11 protein-coding genes are annotated in these 8,213 nt (G+C 38.2%); 2 read left to right on the top strand and 9 right to left on the bottom strand.

Going from position 1 to position 8,213, the window contains the following annotated elements:
• The 3 genes from L650_RS0104525 to L650_RS0104510 form a co-directional block, all read right to left on the bottom strand.
• The coding region (locus L650_RS0104525) for a capsid protein (RefSeq protein ID WP_085065426.1) at positions 1–800 on the bottom strand (800 nt) is incomplete at its 3' end.
• Positions 801–841: 41 nt separating this feature from the next.
• Positions 842–1,237 (bottom strand): hypothetical protein, encoded by a 396-nt coding sequence (locus L650_RS0104520; protein WP_029772342.1) that lies wholly within the window; start codon positions 1,235–1,237, stop codon positions 842–844.
• A 1,284-nt stretch (positions 1,238–2,521) separates the two neighbouring features.
• Complete coding sequence (locus L650_RS0104510) at positions 2,522–3,298, bottom strand: hypothetical protein (protein ID WP_029772341.1); 777 nt, start codon at positions 3,296–3,298, stop codon at positions 2,522–2,524.
• Positions 3,299–3,367: 69 nt separating this feature from the next.
• On the opposite strand from L650_RS0104510, the gene L650_RS0104505 reads away from it, so the two are divergent.
• Complete coding sequence (locus L650_RS0104505; RefSeq protein WP_029772340.1) at positions 3,368–3,724, top strand: hypothetical protein; 357 nt, start codon at positions 3,368–3,370, stop codon at positions 3,722–3,724.
• Between the two features lie 183 nt (positions 3,725–3,907).
• Here the strand turns inward: L650_RS0104505 and L650_RS0104500 are convergent, their stop codons facing one another.
• Entirely contained in the window at positions 3,908–4,738 is an 831-nt protein-coding gene (locus tag L650_RS0104500; RefSeq protein WP_029772339.1) for a hypothetical protein, read from the bottom strand.
• A 42-nt stretch (positions 4,739–4,780) separates the two neighbouring features.
• Entirely contained in the window at positions 4,781–4,948 is a 168-nt protein-coding gene (locus tag L650_RS24245) for a hypothetical protein (RefSeq protein ID WP_164835539.1), read from the bottom strand.
• 272 nt (positions 4,949–5,220) lie between these two features.
• Between L650_RS24245 and L650_RS0104490 the strand changes: the two genes are divergently transcribed.
• The gene (locus tag L650_RS0104490; protein WP_029772338.1) at positions 5,221–5,943 is read left to right on the top strand and encodes a hypothetical protein; all 723 of its coding nucleotides are present in this window, start codon (positions 5,221–5,223) and stop codon (positions 5,941–5,943) included.
• Between the two features lie 38 nt (positions 5,944–5,981).
• On the opposite strand, the gene L650_RS0104485 is transcribed toward L650_RS0104490, so the two are convergent.
• The 4 genes from L650_RS0104485 to L650_RS0104470 form a co-directional block, all read right to left on the bottom strand.
• Positions 5,982–6,446 (bottom strand): hypothetical protein, encoded by a 465-nt coding sequence (locus L650_RS0104485; RefSeq protein ID WP_029772337.1) that lies wholly within the window; start codon positions 6,444–6,446, stop codon positions 5,982–5,984.
• Positions 6,447–6,449: 3 nt separating this feature from the next.
• Positions 6,450–7,364 carry a DUF6731 family protein gene (locus tag L650_RS0104480; RefSeq protein ID WP_029772336.1) on the bottom strand — a complete coding sequence of 305 codons (915 nt, stop codon included), beginning with the start codon at positions 7,362–7,364 and terminating at the stop codon, positions 6,450–6,452.
• A 51-nt stretch (positions 7,365–7,415) separates the two neighbouring features.
• On the bottom strand, positions 7,416–7,790 hold the full coding sequence (locus L650_RS0104475) for a hypothetical protein (RefSeq protein WP_029772335.1): 375 nt from the start codon (positions 7,788–7,790) through the stop codon (positions 7,416–7,418).
• Positions 7,791–7,808: 18 nt separating this feature from the next.
• The coding region (locus L650_RS0104470) for a helix-turn-helix transcriptional regulator (protein ID WP_164835538.1) at positions 7,809–8,213 on the bottom strand (405 nt) is incomplete at its 5' end.

The following is an 8,213-nucleotide window of genomic DNA, read 5'->3' as shown; positions in this document are numbered from 1 at the left end:
GAGCCATAGCGCGCGGTGAGCGCAAAGGTCATGCGGTTGTTATTAAACGAGGCGAGCGGATCGTGGTAAGTAAACGACAAGGTATCTTGCCAAACCTTTTGCAAATTAACTGCTTGGCCTTTTTTAGCGGTATTTAGACGCGCTTGGCCAACGGTTACATGCTCAAGCTCTAACACTTCTTTAATGTAGCTCCATGGCACTAAGCCCTGGTCGCCGCTGGTACCATTAAACGCTTTTAGTAGTTTAGGGTGAGTGCGCAACTTAGTTGCCACCGATTGCGATAATGTCATCGCATTAGGGCGCATTAACGGCGCATCTAGAATTTCTAGAAAGAACGGTAAAATATCAAGCGAGTCGTCATCTAAACGCTTGTGGCCTGCTGCAGCTAATGATTGAGTACTCCCAAAGTTAGCCGCTTTGTTATACATAGTTGCAACGCGTATTTCACGGTTAAGCAATACTAGGTCAGTTAAGCTTTCCGCAGCATGGGTGCGCGGGTTGTAGTTTGCCGGCGCATTTGTTACATCATCATTCGGTACTACATCAGATAGGCCATGATCAACCACTGAGCCTGTTCTCTCTTCAACACTAAACTCAACTTGATTGGGAGTTGATTTACGACCTATTTTATCGTCTACAACCGTAAACTTTTCACCTTTTTTAAATTCGGTCCACTTGTAGTTACGTAAACCAACAGGTGAATAAGGTGCAAGTGTATCCGCAACCAATGCTCTATTACGATAAGCAATGGCTATGGCCGTTTGCTCAACGTCGGGGGTAAATGGCATACCATTACTCATGGCAAATCCTCACTTTATAAATTTAAGTTAACCCAAGCGCATTAAGCGCTAGGAATTGTTGCTACTACATGTGGGTTTAAAAATACGTCGCCAATCACACCGGCTTCGCCATCTTCCATAACCCAACCTGCAACGAATACTTGTGTTTCACCCACAAAGTTAGCTGGGTCAAACTCAACCGCTTTACCTTCGCTATCAGCCACAATTGGCGTACCTGCAATTAATGCTTCACCAAACTCAATCGGTGCGCTTTGAGTCATTACCACGTCAACACGTAAATGTTCATCAGTGCCTTGCTCAGTAACGCCTGCATACATTGCGCTGGCATCAATCGCCAACCCAACATGAAAGTCTGCTGCTGCCGACACAACCACTAAACGGTTAGCCGGTATAACGTCTTCAGCGCTAAAGTTTCTAATTAATCCTGGTTGTGCCATGGTTCTATGCCTTTTTAACGTGGTCTAACGCGGCAGTAATGCTAATTTCAATGCCTTTGCTAGATTGTGATTGTTGAAATTCAAGCGCTTTCGCTGCCAATGTTTCTGCACTGTCGTCAGTGACTTCGCCGTCTTTGTCGTCTTTATTAAACTCGTGAGTTAAACCCGTTTGTTCAGGCAGACCCTTTAAAAAACCCTGAAACCATTCTGCTGGTTTTAGCGCCTGGCTATTACCGTCAGCGGCAGCAAACTCAAANCGCCGTCATCCAGCTTGGCCATAAACTCAGCCACACCTTCAGTATTGGTTAAACGCGGAGCTTTACCGCTATTTACTTCGGTGTTAATAAAGGTGTTAGCCGCTGCAACACGCTGCGCGTATTCAAGCTTCGCGTTTTTAGCGTTAGCTGCATCAATCTGGTCTTGCAGCGCCTTTCTTTCTTTTTCATCCATTGCATTGTCCTCTTGGGTGGGTGGGGTGGCGTCATCTTCGCCTTTACTAAATTCAGCACCTTCACCCTCAATCCCTTTAGCACGTTCGTGCTCAGCAATAATGGTTTCTTCTTTTAACCATTCGCCTTCGTAATGCGGCACAACTTTATCTGCCGCTTCACTACCAAAACGGTCAGTTAAAAAGCTGCGTAAATTGCTCATAAGGCGGGTAAGGGCGTTTGATGTGTGCAGCGATATGTTGTCAATATCACCGGCAGCAAATTCTAGGGTAAGGGTATCGGCGTCATCAGCTTGGTTAAACTGCCAGGCTAAGCCTTCAACCGCAGGGGCTTTACCGCCCAAATAGCCAATGTGCGCAAGTTGGTAGCCATTAGCCACTTTTTCAAGTTTTACTGAGCGGTTAGGGTAGCGCTTGCTTTCAACCGCTTGGGCAAACTCTGCACATACGTCTTCAGCTTTGGCAAACAATGAGCCACCAACCGCTTTTAATTCACTGGCCCAGCCCCAAGCAGGGTCGTCCATTTTAGGGTGGCCAATTACCAGCGGAGCGGTTTTAGGTTTAAAGTTGCTTACAACGCTGTTTAAATCAGCTTCACTAAATGTATGAGTAACGCCTTTAGAGTCAGTTTGGGTACCTGCTCTAAAAACTTCAAACCAATTAAATTTGGTATTTGGGGTTGTTTTGTTTGCCATGTTCCAAGTGCCAATAAACTTACTAAGTGGCACCCAGTGTATGGGGAGAGTGACTATTGAACCGCTGGAAAAGACTTTACAGCGTTAGGGGAGGGTTACGGATATAGGCTAAATTGTGTTGTTAGAGTTATCAAGTTGTTTTTATTCTTCGCTAGATAATTTGAGTTTCATATTTAAATCTCTAAATATCTCCGTCATTGAATTTAAACTATCTAAACTAATTAAATTGCCTTTAAATGAGTAAATATCTCTAAGGATAAATGACATACTCTCATGCCACTCTAAAATACTTAGAGTCAACATTCGGTCTTCTTCTAATTGGTTTTCTTTAAAATAAATCATGTTTTTCTTTTCAAATTCAATCACTAAGTCGAAAACCTCAACAATTTGTTCTTGAACTTCGATTTCATCACCAGAATTAATTAACTTATCAGTAAGCTCAACAAAATTATCAATGATATTAGTGCTTGGTTTAGGTGAAAACTCCATGATTGTAGAACTAGGATAAAGTAGTAAATATAACTCACGGCTTCGGATGCTAACGTGATGCTGTTTTTCTAAGTAATTACAATAAAACTCAAAATATTCGTGATGCTCAAAATAATTTTTGAGGTGGGTTTGTTGAACGGTTTGCTTTGATGCATGAAAACGGGCAACCATAACACTCAGTAATATCGATATTGGTAAAAGACCGATAGGAAACTTGTAATACTTAATAAATGAATCTAAGTGAGCAGCCGTAAAACCAAAATCGAACCTTTCATGTATAACTAGCTCTCTAGTTAAATTCAGACTAAGTAGTAATGCAATAATTGCTGGAGTTAATAGCGCAAACCAAAATGAACAGTTCTTATGTAATGCTCTACTTTCATCAATTTTGATACAACGAGTAAAAAATTTTAAAATCTTATTGTTCATTATCAATTCCCTTGAACATAATTTGCAGGGTACTATATTAGAGAAATCCAAATTAACCAAGGACTGGATATGCTAGCAAACAAAATAATCTTTTTAGTTATAGTTGGTTTAACTGCCTTTTACTTAAGTATGTTTTTTCAAAATAGCCCCATTCAAAATGTCGAATATGGTAAACCCGATGAAATATCACCTACTATGTACGATACGCTTACAAAGCTAATCGCTATCCAGCAAAACTCCGTGCTTACTACTTACATAAACAATCACTACACAGATGATGGTTACATTTCTACTGAAGAGTATGTATTAATAGCCCAACAGCAACTTGCCATAAATAAGCCGTTGCAATCTGAACTTAAAATAAATTACTCTCTAAAAAAGGCTAAATCAGATTTTGAAAAAGTATTACCGTTAAATCAGAGTTAAACCATGTTTAAACCATGTTTAAATTCGTTTGTGCTTGTTTAAACAAGGTTTATGTATGCCAATGTAGCCACCAAATAAAATAGGATGCTTAAAATCGCTTACAGGTGATTATGTTTTTTAGCCTTATACAAAAGCTGCACTAAAAATGAGTCATCTCAAGCTTTGAAGGTTATGCTCTCTATTTCATAATTCATTAAGAGTAAATTTCACATCAGAAGGTTTAGTTTCTTTGCGATCATAACGGTGTCTATCAAAGTGCTTTTTATAGCTAGTGTCATGGAGGTTTGCATGAACCACCTCGCGATGTGGTATTGCAATAGCAAACTTTTTGTAGACTCCCATTTTACTTTTCTTTTCGACATCCTCACTAGTAGCGTCACACTCTTCATTTAAGATGTGCTCTATAACGGGCTTATAATCAATCAAATAAATAAGGTCTTTCTTTTCATCACACCTGTAACCACTTAAAATAGGCAAAAGGTGAATATCATTACTATCAATACCGATTTCAGATATATAGCCTATATACACCTTATCGTTTGATAAAGTAAAAGCGATGGGTAAACCATATTCCCAAGAATTAAATGCAAGGTAAGTAAACTCAGGGGTTAAATCTTTCCTTGCCGCTCTTTTCCAGCTATTTAGAATAGGGTTCTCCTGCCTTTTTTTAGCTACCGTGTACTTAACCCTTGGAATAAACCAGCTAAATAAAAAAGTAAAAAAAAGTACAGAAATTAAATTTACAGTTTCAAAACTCTGTCCAACGGAAGGGCTTAATACACTTAATTGAGAGCTAAACCATGCTCCAATAGATTGAGCAAAGCAGTATTGAGCAATCACAGTGACAAAGATATATGCACATAAAAAGAGGATTAAGCCTGTAGAAGCAGCAAGCAAAAAAGTATGATAGCCTTTAGATGCCTCATATTTTGGGTAAAGTTTATAATTTGTTTTTCTGTAAATATGCCCAGCGATAGTAATAACTAGAATAAATATAACAGTAGGTTTTATCATAATTTCCTTATAAAAAAAGCGCCTTACGGCGCTTTTCTTTTGCTAGCTTTGTCTTACATAAGCTCTAGCTTGCCTAACCTGATCTTTAACTACTTCACTCTTTGATAGTGAATCTAAATCAGCAATAAAATACTTTCCACCAGAAACCTTTACTTTAATTTCGTCTGTATTTTCTTTATACGTAAAAAATTTCTTAATAAATTTAAACATACTACACCTCCATTAAAAGGGAAGTGATCCCTTAACCCAACCCATAGTCACAACTACTAAAAGTGATAATAGCAATATAATCCACAAATCAACCATTTTCAATAATAACCTGTGGACAATGCAGTAATAGTCGTGACTTTTCCTAGCAAGCATAATAATTCTATCTCGCTTTTACAAAAACCACCCCGTGAAAAATTCTCTATATCTACATCTAGTATTTACACGTAAGAGGTTAAAAGTTAGATTGTTTTTTTAATTTGAGGAAGATAACAATGAATGGAGATAATCCAGCAGCAAGGCTACATGCTATTTTAGTGAAAGCAAAAGGTAAGCCTAATAATCAAAATTGTAGAGCTATGTGGTCTGATATTTTAAATATTTCATCTGAAAACGAATCTAAGTTCTTAATGCACATGGGTAAAGTTTCAAGTCTTCCCTATGAAATTTTCGAATTTGTAAAAAATGAATACCCTAATCAATTAAGCACAACTACGCACTGGACAAAGCAAGTCAATAGTGCTTTTTTAAAGCAAGACTACAATGGCCAATTCAGTACTTTTATAACAAAAATCGATAACCATTCATTAGATAATCTCAGTTTATTGAGTGATCTAATCGCTGGCAAAACTAGCACAAAGGTTCTTCCTGAAGATTCATTAAATTCAATGAGAGTTAAGGTTCAAGATCTTATAGATGAAATGATTAAATCAGACTTATCAAAAGAATTTAAACAATACTTAAATAAGGCATTAAATCAAATACTAGAGCATATTAATTCATATATTATTACAGGTATAAACCCAATTATAGATAGCTTAGATATGGTTTTAGGTCATGCCGTTACTGATATTGCTTACAGAGATGAATTGAAGGAAAGTGGTTTCGGAGAAAAGTTACTCGGTGCTTTTCATTTTCTTGCTAGCTTTACTACTTTAGCAGCAGGTATTGCGCAACATGAAGACTTAGGTAAATTTTATTTGTCTTTAGTAAATTAAAAAAGCCCCTAACTAGGGGCTTCTTCAAACATTACACATCACATATGGGCTGAAAACGCTTTAAACTTATTCCAGGAAACAAAAAAGTTAGCGAACGCATTTAACATCACAAATACACCAACAATCATCACCACAGCCGCCAGCTTTATTGTTTTATCATTAATATCAAAGTTTGCTGTATCAGGAATAAACAGCACTACCAAAAAAATAAAACACACAGCCAATAATAACCCCATAGTAAAATGCAGCTTATTAACTAACTTAGGTAAGTAGCCTGTTAAGGTAGTATTACGTATTAGAGTATTGTCTTTAGCTGAGGCAAATAACGTGATCGAGGCCATTACAAAGCCAAACAAAATCCCTGCAATGGTAGACACCGCAGAGGCAATGGGTTGTATTTGCTTAGCACTAAAGTCAGCCACAACAGGCCATATAAACATGCAAATAACAAAAGACACGCTAGCCATAATCATAACATGGTGTTTTTTAGCACTTTGCCACATAGGTTATCCTAATCTCTGACGCTCTAAGCTCCCAAAGTATAATTCTAGCTCAGATTCCTTTGAGTCTCTAGCATCTTCCATCGCTTGCCACATTGCCGCAGCTGAAGGATAACGCCCTTCGATATTCACTTTTGCATAATAAACCAGTCTATCTGCAACTAAATCAATAGGGTGAGTTACCAGTGTATCGGCGTCTTCTAATAGCAATTTACATTTTTTAACATCAAACTTAGAGTTAAGTTCTCTGAATGCACCTTTCAAATTTGATGCTAAATACCTCTCATCAGCAACGTCCGATCTCGCATTCCCCCTAAGAGTCAGGTTTAGCATAGCCGTGCCCGAGCCACTTAAAGTAGAGATTATATTATTAGCAAAGTCATGTTCAATACCCTCAAATAAATCAGGGTTTGTAGGCTTTGCAATTGAAAAGTCAGCATGTCGTATCAGTATGTTGTTTTGCATTAACAACAACACATCGGCAGGAGCTATAACAGGAGATAGCGCAGTAACATACCCACCCGACGAAAAGTATTTAGCTAGGTTATTAAACCCAATGCACATATGGTTTCTTTGCACTATAAGTAACGAGTAATCTCTATAAAAATGAAAGAAAGATTTTTCTAAAAGGTTTTCATTAGGCGCTAATTGTAATTCTCGTTCTTCACCACCAACAATGGCGGCATTGGGTAAGTCACTGGTTCTATGCTTTCCTATTACTCCTCGATACCCAAACTCTGTGCGTTCAAATAAGCGTAGTTCGTAGGTATAAGATGCTATTTCTTTTACACAGCTGTTGCCTTGCTCAAAACGTGTAAATGTATCATCAAGCAATTGGCCTGTTGTTCTTTGCTCTGCATTTACGTCTGAGTTGGCTGTTATACATTGATAAAAATCAAAGTTATAGTTTTTATTTGCCATAGTTCCCTCTAATTATTATTTAAATTTTTACTAATCCACTTTACGTGTCCGTTACTTACCAAAAATAAACAGTCCAACAAAAAATATGATTGCAAAGGCCACAACATAACTAATAATATTAATTTCGCTTTGCTCTTGCGCTTGATTCAACTCTACCTCAGCGGTTTTGGCCTCAAGTTCAGCAATTTTCAATTTGTCCTTTGCAATTTCTACTTCCTTCATTGCCGTTAAAGCATCCATTTCTTGACAGTAAATCAGATCAAACTTTTTAACTTCTTCTTCGCTAAGGTCTTTAGTTAACTCACTTAGTTCATCGTCTAAATCAAGCAGTAGTTGCGGGGAGGTATTATTTAGGGCAGCAGCAAGCAGCCTTATGTTATGTTGATTAGCCAACTCTCGTACATATTTGCGCTCTAACAGCTCCATCTGCATTCCTTTTTATTATCAATCCACTTTACGTGTCCGTTGTAACACACGTTCTACACGACCAAGTACACTAAAACGCCCAGCGTTAATATCATCCGCATCAACAAAAAAGCCAGAGTATGCGCTGTTGTCGCTGGTAATGCTGTAACCCTTACTTTTAAAGTCGTACTGTATACGCTTTACAAAAATCTCATCATCAAATCTAAGCACGCAAACACCTTCACGCGCATCAGCAGGGTCGTCTACCAGTGAAACGAGAGTCAAATCACCATCGTATAGCGTACCTTCCATACTGTCGCCGCGCACAGGTACTACCGTCAGCTTTTTATTATGTAGGTTATTTTGTTGCAGCCAACGGGTAGAAAGCTCAAACCGTGCTATAGGGTGTTCGGCAATAACCAAAGCACCACCACCCGCACTGGC

The organism is Pseudoalteromonas sp. TB51 (assembly GCF_000498055.1).
GTDB classification, from domain to species: Bacteria; Pseudomonadota; Gammaproteobacteria; order Enterobacterales; family Alteromonadaceae; genus Pseudoalteromonas; species Pseudoalteromonas atlantica.
Note: the sequence above shows the minus strand (reverse complement) of the source record. Positions and strands in the feature narration are given on the sequence as shown.